Here is a 24,215-nt window from a genome sequence, read left to right as displayed (position 1 = left end):
TATGAAAGGCCTTAGCCACCCACACTCCAAGTGTACAACGCACCCGATGCCTTCCAAGCGTCCGCCGCGCCCCATGGCCTACTTTCGCTCCCACGACAGGCCTCGCCCCCACGGCGTGATGTGAGGCGAGGGCGGGAGAACGGCACGCGACGCCGATCCCGTTCCTCTCTCCCGCTTTCTTTTATTCCCTCACTCTCTGCTCTTCCTTTCTCGCTTTTCTTTCCCCCCTCTCCCCCCGCGCCCTGGCCGGCCTCATGCTCGCCCTCGAGCTGCCTCTCCGCGACCCCGTCGCGGTCTTCGCCCTCGTCCTCCTCGTCCTCCTCGCGGCCCCGCTCCTGGAGCGGCTCCGGCTGCCGAGCGCGGCCGTGCTGCTCCTCGCCGGCGTCGGCCTCGGGCCGCACGGGCTCGACGTGCTCGCCCGCGACGACACGATCGTGCTCCTCGGCACCGTCGGCCTGCTCTACATCATGTTCCTCGCCGGGCTCGAGATCGACCTCGGCGAGTTCTGGCGGCACCGGCGGCGGAGCCTCGGCTTCGGCGTGGCGACGTTCGCGATCCCCCAGCTCGTGGGGACGGCGCTCGGGCGGATCGGCTTCGGATTCGGGTGGCCGGCGGCGATCCTGCTCGGCAGCGTGTTCGCCTCCCATACCCTCCTCGCCTACCCCGTGGCGCGGCGGCTCGGGCTCGCGCGGAGCCCCGCCGTCACGGCGGCCGTCGGCGCGACGATCCTGACGGACACCCTCGCGCTCCTCATCCTCGCCGTGATCGCGGGCATGGCCGGGGGCGAGGACGGGCCGGGCTTCCTCGCGACGATGCTCGCCGGGCTCGCCGGCCTCGTCGCGCTCGTGGGGTGGGGCCTACCCCGCCTCGGCGCGTGGGCGCTCCGCACGCTCGCCGCTGAGAGCACGGCCGAGTTCGTGTTCGTCCTCGCCGCCGTGTTCGTCGCCGCGCTCGGGGCCGAGATCGTCGGCGTGGAACCCATCATCGGGGCGTTCCTCGCGGGGCTCGCGCTCAACCGGCTCATCCCCGAGAGCAGCCCGCTCATGAACCGGATCGGGTTCGTGGGAAACGCCCTCTTCATCCCGTTCTTCCTCATCTCGACGGGGATGCTCGTGGACCTCGGCGCGTTCGCGAGCGGCGGTACGGCGTGGGCCGTGGCGGGCGCGATGGTGGCGACGATCCTCCTCACGAAGGGCGGCGCGGCGGCGCTCATGCGTCCGCTTTTCGGCTACTCGGCTGCCGAGGTAGGGATCATATTCGGGCTGACGGTGCCCCAGGCGGCAGCCACGCTCGCCGCCGTGCTCATCGGCATGGAGGTCGGGCTCTTCGGGCAGGCCGTGCTCAACGGGGCCATTGCGATGGTGCTCGTGACGGGCCTCGTCGGGCCGTGGATGACGGAGCGGGCGGGGCGGCGGCTCGCGCTCGACGAGGCGGCCCAGCCGGGGCCGGCCGCCCCGCGCCAGCGTATCCTCGTCTCGCTCGCGAATCCGACGACCGTCGAACGGCTCCTCGACGTGGCCCTGCTCGTGCGCGACGCCCGCTCGACGGAGCCGCTCTACCCGCTCACCGTGGTCCCGGCCGGGGCCGAGCAGGCGCTCCACGTGGCGCGCGGCGAACGGCTCCTCAGCCGCGCCCTCGTCTACGCCGCCGGAGCCGACGTTCCGGCTACGCCGCTCGTGCGTGTGGACCACAACGTGGCGCGCGGCCTCGCCCGTGCCGTGGCCGAGACCCAGATCTCGACAGTCGTGATGGGGTGGGACGGGTCGGCGAGCGCGCAGCGGCTGCTGTTCGGCAGCATCCCGGACCGGCTGCTCCACGAGAGCCCGGCCATGCTCCTCATCGCCAAAGGCGACCGGCCACCGGGCACGATCGGCCGCGTGGTCCTCGCCGCTCCGCCCCTCGCCGACCACGAGCCCGGCTTCGCCGACGCCCTCCGCGTGGTGAAGCAGCTCGCCCACCGCTCCGGCGCCGCGCTCGTCCTCCTCACGCCCGAGCCGTACCGCGCCGCCACACGCCGCGCTCTCGACCGTACCGCGCCCGCCGTCCCCGTCCGCGACGCAGCGCTCGACGCGTGGAAAGGGCTCATCCCGGCCCTCGAAACCCACCTCGCTGCCGACGACGCACTCGTCCTCCTCAGCGCACGGCAGGGCTCGGTATCGTGGCGGGCCTCGCTCGACCGCCTCCCCCGCCTCCTCGCGCAGCGCTTCCCCGAGCTTCCCCTGCTCGTCGTCTATCCCGCGCAGGTCCCCATCAGCGCGCTCCTCCCCGCCGCCCTCTCCATCGGCCAGCGCGCCTTCCTCGACGGGCTCGGCCCCGACCGCATCGTGCTCGGCCTCCGGCCCGGCCCCGCCGAGGCCGTGCTCGCCAGCGTCCTCGCCGGCCTCGCCGACCGCCGGCAGCGCGCCGACCTCGTGCGGGAACTCGTGCCGGCGGCGCCCGACGCGCTCCCGGAAATCGCGCCGGGCATCGTGCTCTACCACACCCACACCGCAGACGTCGAGCAGGTGGCCCTCTTCGTCGGGATCAGCCGCGACGGAATCGCGCTGCCGCAGACGTCCGGGCCGGTCCACGTCGTCCTCGCCCTCGCCCTCCCGGCCGTGCTCCCGACCCGGCACGCGCTCGAACTCCTCGCGCTGACGGCCCGCCTCGTCCACCCCGCCGGCATCACCGACGCGCTCCGCGCCTGCACCACGCCCGCCGAGGTCCGCGCGACCCTGCTCGGCGCCCTCCACGCACCCGACGGGCCGAGAATGACCGCGATTGAAGACGAGCCCGGTGATTAGAACTCGACGCTGAACCCGATCGTGGGGAGGCGGCCGACGTTCGTCTGCTCGCGGAGCCGGTCGGGCTCGGCGGGGTCCTCGGTGTATTCGAGTCCGAACACGTTCTCGCGGTCGAGCACGTTCTGCACGTCGAGGTAGACGACGGCGTTGACGGCGCGGCCGAGCCCGAAGCGGCGGTCGACGCGGAGGTCCCACCGCGCGTAGCCCGGCGTCCGCTCCGCGTTGAGCCGGTCGAGGTCGGGCACGCCACGGCGCGAGAGGGCGTACTCCTCCTCCGACGCTTCGAGATCGAACGGCGTGAACGGCCGGCCCGACTGCACGACGAGCCGCGAGCCGATCTCCCACTTGCCGAGCCGGACGCCGCCCGTCAGCGAGAGGTTGTGGCGGACGTCCCACGCGCTCGGGCGGAAGACGCCGTCGGCCCCCGTGAACTCGCTCCAGCCGAGTGTGTACGCGCCGAGCCCGTAGACCCGCTTCGTCAGCTTCTTCTGCGCCGAGAGTTCGACGCCGTACGCGCGGCCCTCGCCCACCGGAATGAGCGGCTCGGCCCCGACGATGCCGTAGTCGCCGCCGAGGTTCGCGAGCGAAATCCGCGGATCCGACGCCGAGACGGGGTAGTCGCTGTACGCTTTGAAAAACCCTTCGACCGACACCCGCAGGCTCGGAAGCGGCGTCACGGCGAGCCCGCCGACGACCTGGCCCACGTCGATCCACCGGAGCCCTCGGTTGACGTACGCCCCGTCGCGTTGCACGGCGAGCGCGATCAGCTCCGGCGACTGCGTGAACCGCCCGACGGAAGCCCCGACTTCGACGCGCTCCGTTACGGCGAGCGACGCGCTGAGGCGGGGCGAGAGGACCGCCGCCTGGTCGAGGAAGTCGGTCGCGTCGGCGCGGAGGCCGGCGGTGAGGGCGAGACGATCACGAAACGTGCGGGCGGTGAGTTGGGCGTAGCCGAAGCCTTTCCACAGGCCGAGGTCCGTCGCGAAGCGGAGGTCGTCGTCGAATGACGTGGCGGGCGTGGCGCGCTGGAAAAAGTCCGTCCCGATCGTCTCGCGCGACGCGCCGCCGCCGAGGCCGAGCGTGAAGGCGTGGCTGAGGCGGAGGTCGCCGTCGGTGCGGAGCCGCCACGCGGCCTCCTCGGCGTCGTTCGAAAGGAGCGCGACGCCGTCCTCGTCGCGGTCCGCGAAGGCGAAGTCCTGCCACGAGCGGCTGACGGCCGTCGTGAAAAATCCGCCGGGCACGAGCCGCCGCCACGAGACGCCCTGCGTGTAGCTCCGCTGATCGTTGTCGAGCACGCGCGACGCCGTCTCGATCCCCTCAAAGTCCTCCGGGTCGTCGGGCGGGACGAGGTCGAAATCGTCAATCGCCCACAGCCCGAAGTAAACGAGCCGGTCCTGCGGCCGCGGGCTCCACTCGACGCGGCTCTGGAAGTCCCAGTACGCCGGGCGGATCGGGAGGCCGAGCGCCTGGAACAGGAGTTGGAGGTACGAGCGTCGGCCCGAGAACGTCCAGTTGAAGTCCGGCCCCGACGACCCATCGAGCGAGAGCGCCGCCTCGGTCGCGCCGACCGTGAAGTCGCCCGCGAGGAGTTCCGGGCTGCCCGGCCGGTTCTCGACGACGAGCACCGACGAGGCCGCATCGCCGTAGCGGACGGGGAAGCCGCCGGTGTAGAACGTCGCCTCGCGGATGAAGTCGACGTTGAGCAGGCCGAGCGCGCCGCCGGAGGCGCCCTGCGTGGCGAAGTGGTTGATCTGCGGGATCTCGATGCCGTCGACGAAATAGGCGTTCTCGCTCGGGCCGCCGCCGCGCACGAGCAGGTCGTTCCGCACGTCGACGCCGCTCGCGACGCCGGGGAGCGCGAGGAGCGAGCGCGAGATGTCGTTCTGCCCGCCCGGCGTCCGGCGGATCTCCTCCGGCCCGAGCGACTGCACCGACACCGGCGCGTCGAGCGCGTCGTCGAAGAACCCCGCCTGCACGACAACCTCGCCGAGGCTCGCCTCCCGCAACTCGAAGAGGAGGAACGTTGGCCGGCTCGACTGCACGACGACGTCGGTGCGAATCTGCGGGTCGTAGCCGACGAAGGACGCCCGCACGCGGACCGTGCCCGCCGCGAGGCTCGGGATGCGGAAGCGGCCGTCGGCGTCGGTCGCGGTCCCGCCGAGCACCTCGTCGTCGGGGCCGAGCACGGCGACGTTCGCGCCCGGCAGCGCCTCCTGCGTCACGGCGTCGACGACGCGACCGGTGAGCCCCTGCGCCGCAACGAGGGTCGGGGCGAGGACGAGTGCGGCGAGAAGGAAGACGCGGAGGGCCATAGCGAATGGGGGGGCGAGGGGGCGGCTTGCACACGGCGTGCCCCCCTCAGTTCCGGCCTATCCACGCGGTCCGCCGCGCCCGCTACGGCGCCGCGTCGAGGAGGAGCGGGAGGCCGGGCGCGCGGTGGTGCGCAAACAGCAGCGCCGTCTCGATGTGGACGACCTCCGGCCGCTCGGTGAACGCCGTCAGCGCGAGGTCGCGGAGGTGCTCGGCGTCGCGCACGGCGACGTGGATGAGGAAGTCGTTCGCGCCCGTCGTGTGGAACGCCTGCACGACCTCGGGGAGCGCCAGCGCGTGGGCCTGAAACGCCTCGACGACGGGCTGCGAGTGCTGCCCGAGCCGGACCGCAACGAGCGCCTGCAACCCGACGCCGACGGCCGCGGGATCGACCTCGGCGTGGTAGCCGCGCAGTACGCCGTCGTCGCTCAGCCGGCGCACTCGTTCGAGGCACGTCGAGGGCGCGACGCCGACGGCGGCGGCGAGCTCCTTGTTCGAGAGCCGAGCATTCTTCTGCAAGTGGGCGACGATGTCGCAGTCCGTTCGATCGAGAGGGCGCATGGGGTGGATTTCCGAATAGTGTTCGGATGTGTTGCCGTCCGGCATCCACATCTTCTACCCTGGAGTATAAAGACAGAACCCGAACCCCTCCCCCGATGGAACTCCGCTCCGAACGTTTCGCCACCCGCGCCGTCCACGCCGGCCGCTCCGACCTCGCCGCGCTCGGCGTCCACGCCCCGCCGCTCGACCTCTCGACGACGTACCCCTTCGCCGATCTCGACGCGGCCACGGACAGCCTCGACGCGCTCGTCTCCGGCGACCGCGAGGCCGCGAACCCGGTCTACGCCCGGCTCTACAACCCGACCGTCGGGCGGTTCGAGGAAGCGCTCGCGGCGCTCGAAGGGGCCGAGGCGGCGGTCGCCTTCGGCTCGGGGATGGCCGCGCTCACGGCCGTGCTCCTCGCCGCGCGGCAGGACGGCGAGCACGTCGTCGGCATCCGCCCGCTCTACGGCACGTCGGACCACCTCCTGAGCAGCGGCCTCCTCGGCCTCGACGTGACGTGGACGACGGCCGACGCGGTGGGCGAGGCGATCCGGCCCGACACATCGCTCGTCGTGATCGAGACGCCGGCGAACCCGACGCTCCGGCTCGTCGATATCGAGGCCGTCGTGACGCAGGCGGGCGGGGTGCCCGTGCTCGTGGACTCGACGTTCGCGACGCCCGTGCTGCAGCGCCCGCTCGACCACGGCGCGGCGCTCGTGCTCCACAGCGCGACGAAATTCCTCGGCGGCCACGGCGACGTGATCGCCGGCGTCGTGGCGACGAGCGAGGCGTGGGCGCGGCGGCTGCGGCAGGTCCGCGTCGTCACGGGCGCGCTCCTCCACCCGCTCGCGGCATACCTCCTCCACCGCGGCCTCCCGACGCTCCCGCTCCGCGTCGAGCGGGCACAGGCGACGGCCCAAACCCTCGCCGAACGCCTCGCCGCGCACGACGCCGTGACGGCCGTGCACTACCCCGGCCTCGACGGCGGCGACCCGCTCCGCCTCATCGGCCGGCAGATGAGCGGGCCCGGCGCGATCCTCGCCTTCGAGGTCGCGGGTGGGCACGACGCGGCGACGGCGCTCCTCCGCGCGGTCCGACTGATGACGCCCGCCGTCAGCCTCGGCTCGACGGACACGCTCATCCAGCATCCGGCCGGGCTCACGCACCGCGTCGTCGACGCCGACGCCCGCGCTGCGAGCGGCATCACCGACGGCCTCCTCCGCATCTCCGTCGGGCTCGAAGACGCCGACGACCTGTGGGCCGATCTCGCCCGTGGCCTCCGCGCGGCCAAGCGCGCCGAAAAGGCCGTCGCGGAGTTCGTCTGACCGGTGGACGACAACGGAGCCTGACGGCGCGCCGTACGTTCGAGCGGGGCGGGACGTTGTACCTTCGTTCCGCTTCGCCGTCCTCCGCCGTTCGTCCCTTTTCTCGATGCCCGTGCTCCGCCTCCTCCCGCTCGCACTTCTGCTCTTCGCCGCGACCGTTCCCGGCCTCGCCCAACCCCTCCCGGCCGACTACGGCGCCGTGCGCGGCCTCGGCTTCAGCGCCCACGTCCAACCGCTCCTCGCCGAGCGCGACGTGTTCGGCTTCGGCGCGGCCGAGGCGTACGCGTGGGATGCCCTCTTCGCGAGCGACGCGGGCGCGACGATCGTCCCGTTCGACGCCGAGGGCAGCGACCTCGTCCGCTTCGTCGAAGACCTCGACGCGGCGACGGCGATCCCGTACCCGAACCTCCGCACGCTTCGGCCCGACGAGCTCGCGTTCCTCAAGCGGTGGATCGAAGCCGGTGCCCGCGACGACGACGGGGCCGTGCCGTACGCCGACGCCGAGCACGTCCTCTTCGCCGCCGTGCAGGGCGAGAACCACGTCGCCCTCATCGACGCCGCCCGCCGCCGCGTCATCCGCCGCGTCTACCTCGACGACCACGGGCTCCCGAGCGCGCCCTACGGTCCGCACCACATCGTCTTCGCGCCCGACGACAGCGCGTGGTTCGTCTCGCTCATCAGCGCGGGCGCCGTCGCCAAGCTCTCGATGGACCTCTCGCTGGACCCCTCAGACCCGGCTTACCTCCTCGCTGCGTCCGCGCCCGGCGGCTTCACGACGCCCGGCATGATGGCGCTTGACGGCGATGCGGACCGGCTCTACGTCGGCCGTTCTACGCTGTCGAGCGGTAGCACGTACGGCCTCGGCGTGTTCGACGCGCAGACGATGGACTTCGCCGAGGAGATTCCGCTCCCGGCCTTCGACATCCCGCACGCCCTCGCGCTCACGCCCGGCGGTCGGTACCTCCTCACCGCCCCGCTCAGTGGGCGCGACGCGCTCGTGGTCGACGCCGCCTCGGGCGACCTCGTCGCGCAGACGCCGCTCGGCCCGACGAACCGTGAGCTCGTCCACTTCAGCCTCCTGCCCGACGGCCGCACGGCCACGCTGACCTCGAATAGCGGCGGCACGAGCGAAGTCCTCTTCTTCACGCTCGGCGACGACGGCGCGCTCACGCTCAACGGTACCGTGCCGACCGGCGCGCGGGCGTGGCACGGCCACCTCGACAGCGACGGGCGCACGCTCCTCGTCCCCAACCGCGCAGGCAACAGCGTCACGCTCATCGACGTGCCCGCCGGCGAGGTCCGGCTGACGGCGGAGAACGCGGACGCCAACGGCCCGATCTCGATGCCGCACTCCCCGGCTCCGACCTACGAGGGCGCGTTCTTCGTGTCGAGCTCGAACCTGCAAGGGACGTGGATGCCGCCGTTCAACTTCCTCGGTGAGCCCGACGCCGACGGCGTCCGCACGCCGCTCCCCAACGACGCCTTCGGCAACGTCACCGTGCTCGACGCGACGACGGGCGCGGTGCAGGCCGTGATCCCGCTCGGCCGCTACCCGTCCGGCGTCGAGCACCCGATGCACCACGGCATGGACCACGGCGACATGCAGCGCGAGGGAATGGACCACGGCGAGATGAAGCACGAGGGAATGGACCACGGCGAGATGAAGCACGACGAGCACGAGATGAACCACGAGGGTGGGCACCACTGACGCGCCGGCCCTCGCCGGAGCCGCGCTAGTTCGTGCTGATCGTCCGCGCGGCCAGCGGTGAGACCGTCTGCGGCGGCGCGGGTAGCGCGGGCGCCGTAGGCGGCACCGGGACGCCGCTCAGGGCGACTTGCCCGAGCCGGGCTAAGTTGATCGACTTGGCGAGGATGCGCATCGCCTCCTGGTCGGCGTGGAAGCCCATCGAGTTCTCGGCCTCGATGAAGTCGGCGAGGAACTGGGCGCCGCGCTGGTAGGTCCGCGCCGCCTCGATGTCGGCCGCAGGCGCGCCCACCTCGACGGCGGCGGCGATCTGCTTCGTGAGCTGGAGCGTCGCGTCGATGGCGGTGTTGCGCATCTCGTAGGTGCGGTCCTGGATCGTGTGGACCCGTTGGGCGAGTTCCTCCTCGGACCAGCGGTGGCAGGTCTGGCAGGCGTTGTTGAGGTTGAGCAGCGGGCTGCGGACCCAGTGATCGCTGACCTTCATCGCGCCCTCGCGGATGTAGGGCATGTGGCAGTCCGCGCACGTCACGCCGGAACGGGCGTGGATGCCCTGGTTGTAGAGCTCGAACTCCGGGTGCTGCGCTTTGAGGGCGGAGGTCCCGCTGATGGCATGCGTCCAGTCCTTGTGCCCGTTCTCCTCGTAGTAGGCGAGGATGCTGTCCGCGGTCAGGCCCTTGCTCCAGGGGTAGGTCAGCCGCTTCTCCGGCCCGTCGAAGTAATACTCGACGTGGCACTGGCCGCAGACGTAGGTCCGCATCTCCAGCCGCGTCGCGTCCTCGTTCACGTCGAAGTCCTCGACGCCCTGCGAGGCTTTGAGCTCGCGGATGCCGTTGATGAAGGCGGGGCGCGTCACGCGCAGCTCCAGGGTCTCCGGGTCGTGGCAGTCGATGCACGAGACCGGGTGCTCGACGAGTTCGGCCGCCTCTTGGTAGGGCAGCTGGTTGATCCGCTCGAAGCCCTCCATGATGTCGCCGTCACCGAGTTCGAGGTAAGCCGTATAGGTCGAGGCGTGGCAGTTGATGCACGTGCCCGGCTGCTGCGCCACGATCTGCCGCTGCGTGAACCGCTGGTCGATGAACATGTAGGCGTGGCCGCGCTCCTCGCGGAAGTCTTCGGCGAAGGCGTAGCCGGCCCAGAACTCGCGTAGGCGCGGGTCCTCCACGAGTCGGGAGTGCGCCACCACCTCACGCGGGTCGACCTCGAGCGGCTGCTTCGGGATCGCCTCGCTGCCGCCGTAGCGCGTCCGCGTCATATCCACGGTGCGGAGGTAGAGCTCGTACTGGAGCGGGAAGTTGAGCCCCCACGTCGCCGGGTTCGTGGTGGTATCCGTGAGTTCGACGACGCGCTGGAACGGCGTGCGCGCCTCCTGCTGCCGCTCGAAGATGTTCGTCAGCAGCGCCAGCAGCCCGACCGTCGCGAGCGCGACGATGCCGATGAGCAGGGGCCAGCGCCAGCGGCGCCAACCGCGATGGTCATCCTGGGGGCGGTCGTCGCGAGGGGGAACGGGCTCAGCCATGGCAGCGGGAGATCAGACGTGGTAGGGAGGGGTTAGCGGACCCAGTGGCCGACGGTATTGTGGCAGCGGGTGCAGGTCGTGCCCTCGGCCAGCCGCTCGGCGCCGGAGGCCACGCCGGCGTGCGGGCCCGGCGCCACCGTCGCCACGATGTCCGCGTGGCACTTCGTGCATGCGTCCTCGGCGATCTCGAGGTTGTGCTCCTTGATCCGAAGCGGGTCGGGGAAATCGCCTGTGGTGAACGCGAACGAATGCCAGAAGCCGTTCGAGGCCTTCGTGAGGTACTTCGGGATGAGGCCGGACGGCGTGTGGCAGTCGTTGCAGACGGCGACGGCGCGGTGGCTCGACTTCACCCACGAGTCGAAGTGCGCGTCCATCACGTGGCAGTTGGCGCACGCCTCGGGGTCGTTCGTGAGGTACGACGCGCCCTTCGCGTAGCCGAAGGTGAACACGCCCACGCCGAGCGCGAGCCCGAGGACGACGAGAAACAGGACGACGTTGAGATCAGAGCGCATCGGAACGGGAGGCGCATCGAGAAGAGAGAGGTGCTGACGTGTTAGAGAATAAGAAAACACGCCCACATAGTTCCGAGCCCTGCGCCTCCGGCTCAGAATCGCATCGCGAAGACGGTCTCGACGCCGGGCGTGGAACGGACGGTCAGCGTGCCGCCGTGGAGCCGTAAGATCTGCCGGCTCAGGCTCAGCCCGATCCCGCTGCCCGTCTGCTTCGTCGTGAAGAACGGGACGAAGATCCGCTCGCGGACTTCGGGCAGGATCCCCGGCCCGTTGTCCCGCACCTCCACGACCGGCCGCCCCGCCTCGCCGATCCGCCCGCGCAGCGTGATCCGCGCCTCGGGCTGCCCCTCCAGCGCCTGCATCGCGTTGAGCAGCAGGTTGATGAGGACTTGCTCGATCAGCTCCTCGTCGGCGGCCAACTCCAGCGTCGGCGGGTCGATCTCGACGGTGAGCGCGACGCCCTGCTCGGCGAGGCTCGTCCGTAGCAACGTCTGCACGTTCCCGAAAAGGTCGGCGACGGGGAAGAGCGCGAACGTCGGCTTCGGGATCTTGGTGAGGCTCCGGTACGACTCGACGAAGTGGATGAGCCCCTGGCTGCGGCGCTCGATCGTTTGCAGCGCTTCGCGGGCGTCGGGCAGCCCCGCGCTGTCGCCGACGTCGTCGCGGTGGAGGAGTTGGTTCGCCGTCCCAGCGAGCGAGGCGATCGGCGCGACGGAGTTGACGATCTCGTGCGTGAGCACGCGCGTGAGCGACTGCCACGCCTCCATCTCGCGCTCTTCGAGCTCGCTCCGGATGTCTTGCAACGAGACGAGCGTGTGCGGCTCGCCCGCGAGGCGGAAGTGCGTCGCGTGCACCGCGAGGTCGAACGTCCGATCCCCGTGCTCGACGCGGACGAGGGCGCGCTCGCCGGAGCGGAGCGCGGGGAGCGTCTCGGCGAGGCGCGGGCTCAGCGCCCCGAGCCCGCCGATGTGGCGCAGCCGGGGCAGCCCGAGCAGTCGCTTCGCCGCCGTGTTCAGCAGCGCCACCTCGCCCCCGTCGCGGAACGCGATCAGCGCGACGCCGACGTGCCGCACGACGGTCTGGAGGTAGTGCGCCTGCTCCTCGCGCTCGGCACGGACCTGCTGAAACGCCTCGGACACCTCGGCGAAGCGGTCGGCGATGGCCTCGAACATCGGCCCGCGCCCCTGCGCGCTGACGCCGAGCGAGAGGTCGTCGTAGCGGATCGCTTCGAGGAAGCGGAGGAGGTCGCGCGGCGTCCGCTCGGTGTAGCGGATGAGCGCCGCCACCTGCACCGCAGCGAAGAGCCCGACGAGCAGCGCCGGGGCGATCCACGCCGTCCCTCCGACGACGAGCAGCCCCAGGACCGCCCCCACCGTCGCGACGATCGCCGCGAGGCGGAGGAGCAGTTGGATGCGATAGCGCCGGAGCAGGCGTTTAATCATGGGACTAGAGTCGAGGGTCGGGCGTCGAGGGTCCAGAGTCCGCAGACCGGCGGAGTGCCGCTCGACACCCGACCCTCGACGCCCGACTCATAGGCCGTATTTCTCGATGCGGCGGTAGAGCGACTTCCGCGTCAGCCCGAGCGCCTCGGCGGCGCGGCTGATGTTGCCGCCGTGCTTCGAGAGCGCCTTGCGGATCACCTCGCGCTCCACCCGTTCGAGGTCGAACGTCTCTAATTCCAGCATCGCCTCGCCGCGCTCGGCGTCGAGCGTGTCGTCCGACGGGGCGGAGAAGAGGAGGTCCGAGGGCTGGAGCGTCGAGCCGTCGGAGAGGATCACAGCGCGCTCGACGGTGTGCTGCAACTCGCGGACGTTGCCGGGCCACGTGTAGCTCTCCATCTTTTCGATGGCGCTCTCGGAGAGCCCGGTGACGGTCTTGGCGTACTTCCGCGCGTAGACCCCGACGAAGTGCTCGGCCAGCAGCCGGAGGTCGCCGTCGCGCTCGCGCAAGGGCGGCAGCCGAATCTCGACCGTGTTGATCCGGTAGAGCAGGTCCTGCCGAAACGTGCGGTCCTTCACGGACTCGTAGATCGGCCGGTTCGTCGCCGAGACGAGGCGGATGTCGACGGGCCGCGCCGCCGTCGAGCCGACGCGGCAGACCTCGCGGTTCTGGAGCACGGTGAGCAGCTTCTGCTGCTGGACCGGCGGGATGTTGCCGATCTCATCGAGGAACAGCGTCCCGCCGTGGGCGACCTCGAAGCGGCCCGCCCGGTCCTCGTCGGCCCCGGTGAACGCGCCTTTGACGTAGCCGAACAGCTCGCTCTCGAACAGGCTCTCGGAGAGCGAGCCGAGATCGACGGCGACGAAGACTTCGTCGGCGCGGGCGCTGAGGCGGTGGAGAGCCCGCGCAACGAGCTCTTTCCCCGTCCCGTTCTCGCCGAGCACGAGCACGTTCGCGTCCGTCGGCGCGACCTTGCGGACGGTCTCGAAGACGCGCTGCATGGCCGGGCTCTGCCCGACGATCTCGCCGAGCTTGCCGTCGAGGTCTTCGCCGAGGGCGTCGCGCTGGGCGCGGAGGCGGTCGGCCTCGTCGCGGGTGCGCCGCAGCCGCATCGCCGTCGAGATCGTGGCGACGAGCTTCTCGTTCTGCCACGGCTTCGTCACGAAGTCGAGCGCGCCGCGCTTCATCGCACGGACCGCGAGGTCCACGTCGCCGTAGGCCGTAATCATCACGACGGCGGCGGCGGGGTCGTACGTCAGGATCCGGTCGAGCCAGTGGAGCCCCTCTTTGCCGGAGGACGCGTCGCGCTGGAAGTTCATGTCGAGCAGGATCGCGTCGAAGCGGCCCTCGCGCAGGAGCGCCGGGAGGGCGTCGGGCGAGGTCGCCGTCGTGACCTCGAAGTCGCGCCCGCCGAGGAGGAGGCGGACGGCCGTGAGGACGTCTTCGTTGTCGTCGATGACGAGGACGTGGCCGAGGGGCATGGGGCGGGGGTTAGTGGACAGTGGAGGGTATCGGACCCCCCGACACGTTCGCAGTCGCTCGCTGCGCTCACTTCTGGCTTCGTATGTCTGTCCCCCTTCTCAAGGGGGACAGTTCGCGGACCCCTGAGCGTAGCGATGGGTCCGCGAACGGGGGGTACGGGCTGTGCGCTGGCGCACGGTGGGTGTGCGTCAGCGCACACTTCGGCAGTGAAAATAGCGTCGTCCCCTCGACTTTGCATGGTGTGACGGGCTGGCATACCCGTTGCACTCGCCGACACGTACCCGACGCCCTCGTCCTCCCGCGCCTCATGATCGAAAAGAAAACCCACCCTTCGCCGCCCACGGCCCACGGGTCGAAGAACGGCATCCTCTCGCAGCCAGCCGGCACGCTCTCGGGCACCGGCGGCGGCGAAGGCATGGACCGGCGCGTCGAGAAGCCGAAGTGGCCGCCGAAGCGGATCGCGCTCATCGTCGGCATCGTGCTGTTCATCGGGCTCATCGCGTGGGCCCTCCTAGGGCAGACGGGCGGGCGGCGGCTCAACGTCGAAGCCGACCGCCTCACGATCTCGACCGTTGAGCGCGGGACGTTCCAGGAGTACGTCTCCGTCACCGGCAACGTCCTCCCGTTGCGGACGATCTATCTCGACGCCGTCGTCGGCGGGCAGGTCGAGGAGAAGTACGTCGAGGAGGGCGCCGTCGTCGCGGCCGGGCAACCGCTGCTGCGGCTCTCGAACGACCAGCTCACGCTGCAGACGCTCGGCAACGAGGCGCAGCTCGCCGAGCAGATCAACAACATCCGCAACACCCGCCTCGCGCTCGACCAGAACGAGCTGAACCTCCGCCAGCAGCTCACCCAGCTCGAATACGACATCACGCGCCTCCGTCGCGAGTACGAGCGCAACCGCGAGCTCTTTGAGCGCCGCGTCATCGCCGAGCAGGAGTTCGAGCAGGTCCGCGACGAGTACGAGTACACGCAGCGGCGGCTCGCGCTCACGCGCCAGGGCTACCGGCAGGACTCGCTCGCGCGGTCGCTCCAGCTCCAGCAGATGGACGGCCAGCTCGCCCGCCTCCAGCAGAACCTCGCCCTCGTCCAGACGACGACGGACAACCTCATCGTCCGCGCCCCGATTGCCGGGCAGCTCACCGCGCTCGACGCCGAGGTCGGCGCGTCGAAGCCCGCCGGCATCCGGCTCGGGCAGATCGACGACCTCGACGGCGTCAAGGTCCGCGTGCCGATCGACGAGCACTACATCGCCCGCGTCGCACCCGGCCAGACCGGGCAGACGACGATCGCCGGGCGCGACTACGGCCTCGTCGTGACGAAGGTCTTCCCCGAGGTCCGCGACGGCCGCTTCGAGGTGGACATGGAGTTCACCGACGGCGCGGCGGTGCCCGACGTGCGGCGCGGCCAGAGCCTCCGCATCCGCCTCGAGCTCGGCGACTCGACCGACGCGCTCCTCCTCGCCCGCGGCGGCTTCTTCACCACGACGGGCGGCAACTGGGTCTACGTCCTCGACGAGGACGGCAGCGAGGCCGTCCGCCAGCCGATCCGCCTCGGCCGCCAGAACCCGCAGTTCTTCGAAGTCGCCGAAGGGCTCCAGCCCGGCGACCGCGTCGTCACCTCGGGCTATGACACCTTCGGCGACGCCGACCGTCTCGTACTCAAATAACATCCCCGCTTCCACCCGTAGCCCCCGCCCCCATGACCAACGTTGACATCACCAACCGCCAACCGCTCATCCGGACGGAGAACCTCCGCAAGGTCTACACCACCGACGAGGTCGAGACGACGGCGCTCAACAACGTCACCGTCGAGATCAAGACCGGCGACTTCGTCGCGATCATGGGGCCGTCGGGCTGCGGGAAGTCGACGCTCCTCAACATCCTCGGCCTGCTCGACCAGCCCAGCGGCGGCCTCTTCGTCTTCGACGGCACCGACGTCTCGAACTACAACGAGCGCAAGCGGGCCGACCTCCGGCGCGGCACGCTCGGCTTCGTCTTCCAGAGCTTCAACCTGATCGATGAACTGACGGTGTACGAAAACGTCGAGCTCCCCCTCCTCTACCTCTCGCTCTCGTCGGCCGAGCGGAAGGAGCGGACCGAGGCGGCGCTCGACCGCGTCGGGATGGCGCACCGGCGGGACCACTTCCCGCAGCAGCTCTCCGGCGGCCAGCAGCAGCGCGTCGCGATCGCCCGCGCCGTCGTCGCCAGCCCGCAGCTCATCCTCGCTGACGAGCCGACGGGTAACCTCGACTCGACGAACGGCGACGAGGTGATGAAGCTGCTCTCCGAGCTCAACGAGGCCGGCGCGACGATCGTGATGGTGACGCACTCCCCGGCCGACGCCGAGTTCGCCCACCGCGTGATCAACCTCTTCGACGGGCACGTCGTGAGCGAGCACTTCATGGAGAAGGAGTACGCCCTCCCGCACACGCAGAGCGAGTAGGGGCGACCGGACGGTTGCCCTACGACGCATCGCCCTACGAAGCAGCCGCCCCACGACACCCCCTCCGCCATGCTGAAGAACTACCTCACCGTTGCGCTCCGCACGCTCCGCCGCAACCGGGGCTTCGCGCTGCTCAACGTCGCCGGGCTCGCACTCGGGATGGCGTGCGTCATCATGATCGCGCTCTACGTCCAGGACGAGCGCGGCGTCGACGCCTTCCACGAGCGCGCCGACCGCATCGCCCGCATCGACATTGACTTCGTAACGAACGGCGAGGTGGAGCCGGCGGGCAACACGCCGGGCATCCTCGCCCCAACGATCGCGGCGTCCATGCCTGAGGTGGAGGCCGCCGTGCGGATCATGCAGGCCGACCGGGTGCTCCGCGCAGGCGGCGAGCCATTCCAGACGGACCGGCTCTTCCTGGTCGACCCCGAGGTGTTCGACGTGTTCACGTTCCCGCTCCGCTCGGGCGACCCGGCGACCGCGCTCGCCGAGCCGGGCAGCATCGTCCTCACCGAGACGCTCGCGGCGACGCTCTTCGGCGATGCGCCCGCCCACGGCCAGACGGTCGAGTGGACCGACCGCGTGCTCACCGTCACAGGCGTCATGGCCGACGTGCCCCGGCAGTCGCACCTCCAGTTCGATGGGCTGATCTCGCTCGCGACGGCCGAGGACCCCGGCTGGTTCTATGGCAACTGGTTCGCGGTCATGTTCGGGACCTACGCGCTGCTCCGCGAGGGCGTCCCCGTGAACGAGTTTGAGGCCAAGCTGCCCGCGTTCATCGAGGCCGAGGCCGGCGACGCCATGCAGGAAGAAGGGACCGGGCTCGTCCTGCACGCGCGGCCCCTCGAAACGCTGTACCTGACCGCCGAGCGGGGGATGGGCACGTTCGGGAACGGCGCGACGCTCCGCATTCTGGCGCTCGTGGCCCTCTTCGTGCTCCTCGTCGCGGCCGTCAACTTCACCAACCTCGCCACGGCGCGCTCGCTGGACCGCGCCCGCGAGGTAGGCGTCCGCAAGTCGCTCGGGGCGAGGCGCAGCGGGCTGGCGGCCCAGTTCCTCGCCGAGGCCGTCGTGCTGAGCCTCGCGGCGACCGGGCTGGCCGTCGGGCTGGTCCAGCTCGCGCTGCCCGCCTTCCGGGAGCTGTCGGATAAGCCGCTGACGCTGCTCGATCTCGGGGCGGGGTGGATCGGGATCGTCGCACTCGCGGGCGCCACCGGGCTGTGTGCCGGGGCGTACCCGGCGTTCGTGCTGAGCGGGTTCCGGCCCGCCGAGGTGCTCAAGGGCCGGTTCGCGTCCGGGCAGCGGGGGCAGGCGCTGCGCCAGGGCCTCGTCGTCGTGCAGTTCGGGATCTCGGTGGCGCTGATCGCGGCGACGGGGATCGTGTTCTCGCAGCTCCGCTACATGCAGGCGCAGGACCTCGGAATGGACCTCGGCGGCGACGCCACACAGCTCCTCGTCCTGCCGATCATGGGCGACTCGACGGTCGTGAGGCAGCTTCCCGAGCTTCGGGCGCGGCTGCTCACCGCGCCGGGCGTCGCCGGGATGACGGCGTCGATCTCGGCCCCTACCTTCGGGACGTACGCCGCCGACGGCACCGTCGAGGCCCCGGACGGGCCGGGCGACGAGATGAGCGCCGTGATCGTCCTCACCGACACGTCCTACATCGGCGTGTACGGGCTGGCCTTGGTGGCGGGGCGCACGCCGGAGGCGACGCCGCCGGACGCCCGGCGCGAGTACGTGCTGAGCGAGACGGCCGTCCGCGAGGCAGGATATGCCTCCCCGGAGGCGGTGCTGGGCAAGCCCGCTGCGTTCTGGGGGATGGAGGGCGAGGTCGTCGGGGTGGTCCGCGACGTCCACATTGAGGGCCTCCAGCGGGCCGTCGAGCCCCTCGTGCTGGCGGCGAGCGACGCCGACGTGATCCCCCCGAACGTGCTCACGCTGCGCGTCGAGACCGCCGGGTTGACCGCGACGCTCGCCCGTCTGGAAACGCTCTGGGCCGACCTCGTGCCCTCGCGCCCCTTCACGTACTCGTTCCTCGACGAGGACTTCGCCGCGCAGTACGTCGGCGAGCAGCGTTTCGGGCGGCTGTTCGGCGTCTTCGCCGGGCTCGCCATCGTGATCGCCTGCCTCGGGCTGTTCGGCCTCGCCGCGCACGCCACCGCCACGCGGCGGAAAGAGATCGGCGTGCGGAAGGTGCTCGGCGCGTCGGTCGTGCAGATCGTGGCCCTGCTCAGCCGGAGCGCCGTCGCCCTCGTCGGCCTCGGCGTCGTGATCGCGGTGCCGGTCGTCGTGCTCGGCATGTCGCGCTGGCTCGACGGCTTCGCCTACCGGATCGACGTCGGCTGGCTCCCACTGGCCCTCGCCGGCGGCGTGGTGCTGCTGATCGCCCTCGTCACCGTCGGCGTCCACGCCCTCCGCGCCGCGCACGCCGACCCCGTGAAGTCGCTCCGGTACGAGTGAGGGCGACCGTCCGGTCGTCCCTACCTCCATCTCCACTTCCATGCTCAAGAACTTCCTCGTCGTCACGCTCCGCAGCCTCCGCCGCAACCGGGCGTACGCGGCGCTCAACGTGCTCGGCCTCGCCGTCGGCCTCGCGTGCTGCGTGCTCGTCTTCCTCTTCGTCCGCGACGAGCTGAGCTACGACCGCTTCCACCCCAATGCTGACCGCATCGTACGCATCGGTACCGACTTCGAAATGGAGGGCGAAGTCCGGAAGTACGTCAACTCGCAGGGCCTCCTCGCACCCGCACTCGAAGCGGACCTGCCCGAGGTCGAGCACGCCGTCCGCGTCATCGGCGGGGACTTCGTCGTGCGCGTCGATGATGCGGTGCTCCAAGAGACGAACGTGGCCTATGTGGACTCGACCTTCTTCCTGGTCTTCGACGGCTTCCGCCTCCTGAGCGGCGACCCCGCCACCGTGCTCGACGCGCCCGGCCAGGCCGTGCTCTCCGAATCGCTCGCCCGGAAATACTTCGGGGAGGCCGAACCCATCGGACAGACGCTGCTCGACCGCGACCAGCCCATAACCGTCACCGGGGTCATGGCCGACCCGCCGCCGCAGTCCCACCTCCGCCTCGACGCCGTCGTCTCCCTCTCGACGGCGAGCGACCCCGGCTGGTGGTACCGGAACTGGTTCTCGGTCAATTTCCAGACCTATGCCCTCCTCCGCTCTGGTGCTGACTTCGCCGCTTTCGAGGCCAAGCTCCCCGAGTTTGCCGAGCGCCGGGCAGGCGAGGAGATGGCGGCGCAGGGCAACACGTTCGCATTCCGGCCCGAGCGCCTCACCGATGTCTACCTCCGCTCCGACCGAAGTCCGGAATGGGCACGCGGCGACCTCGGCGCGTTGCGGATCTTCAGCGCCGTGGCCCTCTTCGTGCTCTTGATCGCGTGCGTCAACTTCACGAACCTCGCCACGGCCCGGAGCCTCGACCGCGCGAAAGAGGTCGGCGTGCGGAAGACGCTCGGCGCGCAGCGGGGCCAGCTCGGCGCACAGTTCCTCGCCGAGGCCGTCCTCCTGAGCGGTGTCGCGCTCGCGGTCGCGCTCAGCCTCGTCCAGCTCGCGCTGCCCGCCTTCAACACGCTCACTGAGAAGAGCCTCGCGCTAGGCGATCTCGGGTGGGGCGGCCCCGGTTTCGTCGGCGTCGCGCTCGTGGCGGGCCTCCTCGCCGGGGCGTATCCGGCGCTCATGCTGAGCGGGTTCGAGCCCGCCGCCGTGCTGAAAGGTCGGTTCTCGACGGGTCGGCAGGGCGTCGCGCTGCGGCAGAGCCTCGTCGTGCTCCAGTTTGCGATCTCCGTCGCCCTCATCGCTGCGACGGCGATTGTCTTCGGCCAGCTCGACTACATGCAGAGCCGCAGCCTGGGCTTCGACGCGGGCTCCGACGAGACCGGCCAGTTGCTCGCTATCGAGTTCGGCGGCGACACGAACGTGCAGGAACGCCTCGACGCGATCAAGCAGCGGTTCGCCGAGCACCCCAACGTCATCGGCGTCACGTCGTCCCTCACGACGCCCACGGGGTTCCACCCGAGCGCAGGTGGCGAGATCGAACGGCCGGAAGGCGGGGTGCGCGACTTCAACATCGAGCCCTATCTCGTGGACGACGCGTTCGTCGACCTGTTCGGGATCCAGCTCGTCGCCGGGCGTGCCCCGGGACCCGAGTTGATCTCCGACTCGCTCGCGGCCTACGTGCTCAACGAGACGGCCGTACGCGAGGCCGGCTTCCCCTCGAACGAGGCCGTGCTGGGCAAAAAAGCGTCGTTCTGGGGCTATAACGGTCAGGTCGTCGGCGTCGTCCGGGACTTCCACACGCGCGGCGTGCAGCAGGCCGTCGAGCCCGTCGGGATCGTCGTGACGGACCTGTTCCAGAGCGTGATCACGCTGCGCGTCGGCACGGCAGACCTGCCGCGCACGCTCGACGAGTTGGAAGCCATCTGGGCCGACGTCGCGCCGCAGCGTCCGTTCACGGCCCGATTCCTCGACGAAGCGTTCGGTGCGCAGTACGCCGCTGAACGCCGGTTCGGGCAGGTGTTCGGCATCCTCGCCGGGCTCGCCATCTTCATCGCGTGCCTCGGGCTGTTCGGGCTCGCCGCCTACGCCGTGCAGCAGCGGACGAAGGAGATCGGCATCCGCAAAGTGCTCGGCGCGAGCGCGCAGAACGTCGTCGTCCTCCTCACGAAGGACGTGCTCGCCCTCGTCGGCGTTGCGTTCGTCGTCGCCGTGCCGGTGGTGTGGTTCGGGATGGACCGCTGGCTCGACAGCTTCGCCTACCGCCTCGACCTCGGCGCGCTGCCCTTCGCGCTCGCCGGTGCCGCGGCCCTCGTAATCGCGCTCGCGACGGTCAGCGTCCACACCCTCCGCGCCGCCACGGCCGACCCCGTCCGCTCGCTCCGTCACGAATAAGCGCCCGGCCAGCCGGCCCTAGAAACCCCGCTCCCTTCCCGATGCTTAAGAACTACCTCATCGTCGCCCTCCGCAGCCTCCGCCGCCGCAAAGGCTACGCGTTCATCAACCTCTTCGGCCTCGCGCTCGGCCTCGCGTGCTGCCTGCTGATCGGGCTCTACGTCCGCCACGAGCTGAGCTACGACGAGCACCACGCCGACGCCGAGCGGGTCTACCGCGTCGTCCAGCACACGAGCGCCGACGGGTCCGAGGGGATGGCGTGGGTCGGCGGGGCGATGGGGAACGCGCTGCGCGAGGACTTCCCGCAGATCGAGGCGCTCGCCCGACTCGTCCGCAGCACCACGCTCGTCGAGCTCCGCGACGGGAAAGAGCGGCGCAGCTTCGAGGAATCGCGCTTCGTCTACGCCGACCCGTCCGTCTTCGACGTGCTCACGCTGCCGCTCGTCACGGGCGACGCGGCGGCGCTCGACACGCCCGACACCGTGCTCCTCACGGAGACGACGGCGGAGAAATACTTCGGCGACGCCGATCCCGTCGGGCGGCAGATCTGGGTGAGTGATCGCGCGCTGACGGTGGGCGGCGTGCTCGAAGACCCGCCGGCCACGTCGCACCTCCCGTTCGGGCTCATGACCTCGCTCGACACGTTCAAGCTGGAGCAGTGGGGCTCGGCCGAGAGCGCGTTCACGAGCTACTGGTGGCCGAACGCCTACACCTACGTCAAGCTCCGTGCCGCCGCCTCGGCCGAGGCCGTCGCCGCCGAGCTGCCGGCCTTCATCGCCCGCCACCGCGAGCCCGCCGAGGCGGCGCTCTACGTCCCCGCGCTCCAGCCGCTCCCCGACATCCACCTCCGCTCCGCCCTCGGCGGCGAGTGGCAAGCGGGCGGCGACGCGACGACCGTCGCGGTGTTCTCGCTCATCGCGGTCTTCGTGCTCCTGCTCGCGTGCGTCAACTTCATGAACCTCGCCACGGCGCGGGCGACCGAGCGCGCCAAGGAGGTCGGCGTGCGGAAGACGGTCGGCGCGCGGCGGGGGCAGCTCGTCGCGCAGTTCTTCGGCGAGTCGCTCGTGCTGAGCCTCGGCGCGCTCGCCCTCGCGCTCGGGCTGGCCCAGTTCCTCCTCCCGTTCTTCAGCGACCTCGCCGGGCGCACGCTGACCTTCGGCGTCGGCGACGTCGGGCTGTGGGGCTGGGTGCTCGGGACGACGCTCGCGACGGGGCTGCTGGCCGGGAGCTACCCCGCGCTCTACCTCTCGCGGTTCCGCCCGGCGCACGTGCTCGCCGGCGGGCGCAGCGGCGGGCGCGGAGGCGCGCGGCTCCGCCAGGGCCTCGTGCTCTTCCAGTTCACGCTCTCCATCGCGCTCCTCGCCGCGACCGCGATCGCGTGGCAGCAACTCCAGTTTTTGCAGACGGCCGACCTCGGATTCGAGGAAGACCACGTCGTCGTGATCCAGCGCAAAGGGGCCGACCTCGACGTGCTCGCCGCGCGGCTGGCGCAGGACCCGAACGTCGTCGGCGTGACGGTGTCGCAGCGGGCGCCCGGCTTCGGCTTCGGCGGCTCGCCCCAGGTCGAGTTCCCGCCGTACACCCCCGTCGAGCAGATCGACGGCGAGGGTGACCGCCTCAGCCACCAGCAGGTCGGCCCCGGCTACTTCGACCTGTTCGAGATCGACCTCCTCGCCGGGCGCGCGTTCTCCGACGACGCGGCCGACCTCGGCACGGCGACGGAGCGGCCGGAGAACTTCGGCAACAGCGCGTTCGACGGGCGGGCGCTCGTAGTCAACGCGTCGTTCGCGGCGGCGCAGGGCTGGACGCCGGAGGAGGCGCTCGGCCGCGAGCTCCGGATGTACTACTACGAGAACGAGAAGACGTACATGGACCATCGCGGGACCGTCGTCGGCGTCGCGCGCGACTTCCACGCCGCGCCGTTCCAGTACGAGATCGAGCCCGCGATCTTCAGCTCGACGCGGATGCCCGGCGAGATCGGCTCGCTCGCGCAGTACGCCTTCGTCAAAGTGCGGCCGGGCGACGCGGCCCAGACGATGGCGGCGCTCGGCGCGGCCTACGCCGAGGTCCACCCCGAGCGCACGTTCGAGGCCGCGTTCCTCGACGACGACCTCGACGCGCGCTACCGCGCCGAGCGGCGCACGGGGACGATCATCGCGGCGTTCGCGCTCTTCGGCGTCGTGATCGCGTGCCTCGGGCTGTTCGGGCTCGCCGCGTACGCGGCCGAGCGACGGACCAAAGAGATCGGCGTGCGGAAGGTGCTCGGCGCGGGCGTGGCGGACCTCGTCGCGCTGCTCTCGAAAGACTTCCTCCTGCTCGTCGGGATCGCGGCGGCCGTGGCTGCGCCGCTCGCGTGGCTCGCGATGGACCGCTGGCTCGATGCCTTCGCGTACCGCGTCGAGGTCGGGCCCGTGCTGTTCCTCGGCGTGGGCGCAGGGGCGCTCGTCGTCGCCCTCCTCACCGTCAGCGGGCAGGCGCTGCGCGCGGCGCGGAAGAACCCGACGGACGCCCTCCGCTACGAATAAGCCACGCCCCCCTCAATACACCGCCGCCGCCACGTCGGTCTGGTCGAAGTCGGAGCCGACGAAGAGCAGCGGCTCGGCGAGGGCCGTGGCGAGCGCGTAGGCGAAGCAGTCGCCGTAGTTGAGCCCGGCCGGGTGCCGCCCCTTGCCGAAGCGGCGGAAGGCGTCGCGCGCAAAGTCCGCGTGCGCGGCCGTCAGCGGGACGACCTCGACGCGGGTCTGCGAGAGGAGCACATCGAGGTCACGACTTCCCACGTCTCCATGCCGCCCCTGCATCACGATCCCCGCCTCGACGAGCGTCGCCGCCGACATGCGGGGAGACGAGGCTGTGAGGATGGCGTCCGTGAGGGCTCGCCTCTCTGGCTCGTCCTGCAAGATGGCGACGAGGGCCGACGTGTCGATCACCATCAGGTCGGGAGCCCGTGCTCGTCGTACCCGATGATCTCGTCGGGAGTCCGGTCGTCGAGGATGGGGGCCTGTGCGAGCTCAGCCACGATCCGTTCGATCTCGGCCCGCGCGCCGTCGGGGCTCCAGCCGGTCTCGCGGATGAGGCGCTCGCGGATCGCCGTCAGGACGGCTTCGGTCAGGCTCTCGCCGGTCGTGCGGGCCAGCTCCCGCGCGAGGCGGTCGGCCTCGGGATGCTTGATGCTGAGGGCCATCGGAGGGCGGCTGTGATGATAAAAAGCGAGGTAGAAAAAGGCCGAAATTCTACCTCCACTCTCCCTTCCGGTT

Annotated in this window: 16 protein-coding genes; 8 read left to right on the top strand and 8 right to left on the bottom strand. The window is 70.9% G+C overall.

The window, feature by feature from the left end:
- Positions 1 to 254 precede the first annotated feature (254 nt).
- Positions 255 to 2,783: a cation:proton antiporter gene (locus tag ABJF88_11070; protein ID MEP0547464.1), complete on the top strand. Its 2,529-nt coding sequence runs from the start codon at positions 255 to 257 to the stop codon at positions 2,781 to 2,783.
- Here the strand turns inward: ABJF88_11070 and ABJF88_11065 are convergent.
- Positions 2,780 to 5,095 (bottom strand): TonB-dependent receptor, encoded by a 2,316-nt coding sequence (locus tag ABJF88_11065; protein MEP0547463.1) that lies wholly within the window; start codon positions 5,093 to 5,095, stop codon positions 2,780 to 2,782. The genes ABJF88_11070 and ABJF88_11065 overlap by 4 nt on opposite strands.
- An 82-nt stretch (positions 5,096 to 5,177) precedes the next feature.
- The gene (locus ABJF88_11060; GenBank protein ID MEP0547462.1) at positions 5,178 to 5,654 is read right to left on the bottom strand and encodes an Lrp/AsnC family transcriptional regulator; all 477 of its coding nucleotides are present in this window, start codon (positions 5,652 to 5,654) and stop codon (positions 5,178 to 5,180) included.
- A gap of 95 nt (positions 5,655 to 5,749) precedes the next feature.
- Here ABJF88_11060 and ABJF88_11055 point away from each other — a divergent pair, with 95 nt between their 5' ends.
- Entirely contained in the window at positions 5,750 to 6,961 is a 1,212-nt protein-coding gene (locus tag ABJF88_11055) for a PLP-dependent aspartate aminotransferase family protein (GenBank protein MEP0547461.1), read from the top strand.
- 106 nt (positions 6,962 to 7,067) lie between these two features.
- Complete coding sequence (locus tag ABJF88_11050; protein MEP0547460.1) at positions 7,068 to 8,669, top strand: hypothetical protein; 1,602 nt, start codon at positions 7,068 to 7,070, stop codon at positions 8,667 to 8,669.
- 25 nt (positions 8,670 to 8,694) lie between these two features.
- On the opposite strand, the gene ABJF88_11045 is transcribed toward ABJF88_11050, so the two are convergent.
- The 4 genes from ABJF88_11045 to ABJF88_11030 form a co-directional block, all read right to left on the bottom strand.
- On the bottom strand, positions 8,695 to 10,182 hold the full coding sequence (locus tag ABJF88_11045) for an ammonia-forming cytochrome c nitrite reductase subunit c552 (GenBank protein MEP0547459.1): 1,488 nt from the start codon (positions 10,180 to 10,182) through the stop codon (positions 8,695 to 8,697).
- Positions 10,183 to 10,214: 32 nt separating this feature from the next.
- A complete protein-coding gene (gene nrfH, locus ABJF88_11040) occupies positions 10,215 to 10,694 on the bottom strand; it encodes a cytochrome c nitrite reductase small subunit (GenBank protein ID MEP0547458.1) in 480 nt (159 codons plus the stop codon).
- Positions 10,695 to 10,786: 92 nt separating this feature from the next.
- Positions 10,787 to 12,136 (bottom strand): ATP-binding protein, encoded by a 1,350-nt coding sequence (locus tag ABJF88_11035; GenBank protein MEP0547457.1) that lies wholly within the window; start codon positions 12,134 to 12,136, stop codon positions 10,787 to 10,789.
- 87 nt (positions 12,137 to 12,223) lie between these two features.
- Entirely contained in the window at positions 12,224 to 13,615 is a 1,392-nt protein-coding gene (locus ABJF88_11030; GenBank protein MEP0547456.1) for a sigma-54 dependent transcriptional regulator, read from the bottom strand.
- A 308-nt stretch (positions 13,616 to 13,923) separates the two neighbouring features.
- Here ABJF88_11030 and ABJF88_11025 point away from each other — a divergent pair, with 308 nt between their 5' ends.
- The 5 genes from ABJF88_11025 (at position 13,924) to ABJF88_11005 (ending at position 23,486) form a co-directional block, all read left to right on the top strand.
- The gene (locus tag ABJF88_11025) at positions 13,924 to 15,285 is read left to right on the top strand and encodes an HlyD family efflux transporter periplasmic adaptor subunit (GenBank protein ID MEP0547455.1); all 1,362 of its coding nucleotides are present in this window, start codon (positions 13,924 to 13,926) and stop codon (positions 15,283 to 15,285) included.
- 32 nt (positions 15,286 to 15,317) lie between these two features.
- The gene (locus tag ABJF88_11020) at positions 15,318 to 16,061 is read left to right on the top strand and encodes an ABC transporter ATP-binding protein (protein MEP0547454.1); all 744 of its coding nucleotides are present in this window, start codon (positions 15,318 to 15,320) and stop codon (positions 16,059 to 16,061) included.
- Between the two features lie 69 nt (positions 16,062 to 16,130).
- Positions 16,131 to 18,524 (top strand): ABC transporter permease, encoded by a 2,394-nt coding sequence (locus tag ABJF88_11015; GenBank protein MEP0547453.1) that lies wholly within the window; start codon positions 16,131 to 16,133, stop codon positions 18,522 to 18,524.
- A gap of 40 nt (positions 18,525 to 18,564) precedes the next feature.
- Positions 18,565 to 20,961, top strand: coding sequence for an ABC transporter permease (locus ABJF88_11010; protein MEP0547452.1), 2,397 nt, complete (start codon positions 18,565 to 18,567; stop codon positions 20,959 to 20,961).
- 41 nt (positions 20,962 to 21,002) lie between these two features.
- Positions 21,003 to 23,486, top strand: a complete 2,484-nt coding sequence (locus ABJF88_11005; protein ID MEP0547451.1) for an ABC transporter permease — start codon at positions 21,003 to 21,005, stop codon at positions 23,484 to 23,486.
- A gap of 12 nt (positions 23,487 to 23,498) precedes the next feature.
- On the opposite strand, the gene ABJF88_11000 is transcribed toward ABJF88_11005, so the two are convergent.
- Both ABJF88_11000 and ABJF88_10995 read right to left on the bottom strand, forming a co-directional pair.
- Positions 23,499 to 23,891 (bottom strand): type II toxin-antitoxin system VapC family toxin, encoded by a 393-nt coding sequence (locus ABJF88_11000; protein ID MEP0547450.1) that lies wholly within the window; start codon positions 23,889 to 23,891, stop codon positions 23,499 to 23,501.
- Complete coding sequence (locus ABJF88_10995) at positions 23,891 to 24,142, bottom strand: type II toxin-antitoxin system VapB family antitoxin (protein ID MEP0547449.1); 252 nt, start codon at positions 24,140 to 24,142, stop codon at positions 23,891 to 23,893. The genes ABJF88_11000 and ABJF88_10995 overlap by 1 nt, the downstream gene beginning before the upstream one ends.
- Positions 24,143 to 24,215: the final 73 nt, after the last annotated feature.

This window comes from Rhodothermales bacterium (assembly GCA_039944855.1).
Classification (GTDB): Bacteria; Bacteroidota; Rhodothermia; order Rhodothermales; family JANQRZ01; genus JBBSMX01.
Note: the sequence above shows the minus strand (reverse complement) of the source record. Positions and strands in the feature narration are given on the sequence as shown.